Annotated in this window: 1 protein-coding gene; it reads left to right on the top strand. The window is 67.5% G+C overall.

From position 1 onward, the window contains the following. A partial coding sequence (locus tag IRT45_RS36500; RefSeq protein WP_194810292.1) for an AMP-binding protein occupies window positions 1-246 on the top strand: 246 nt, incomplete at both ends.

The raw sequence follows: 246 nt of genomic DNA, 5'->3' as shown, positions 1-246 counted from the left end.
GCACCCGGGTCGGGAAAACCACCGATCGGGGCGGCCGTACCGGAGGCAGCACTGTTCGTCCTCGACCGCCGGCTACAACCGGTGCCGATCGGCGTCACCGGCGAGTTGTATGTGGCCGGAGCGGGAGTCAGTTACGGGTATCGGCGCAGGCCCGCATTGACCGCATCACGGTTCGTGGGTTGTCCGTATGCGCCCGGGACACGCATGTATCGCACCGGCGATCTGGTCCGCTGGGGTCACGACGGT

This window comes from Nocardia sp. BSTN01 (genome assembly GCF_015354405.1).
Taxonomy (GTDB): Bacteria; Actinomycetota; Actinomycetes; order Mycobacteriales; family Mycobacteriaceae; genus Nocardia.
This window is presented reverse-complemented; position numbering and strand designations above follow the sequence as displayed.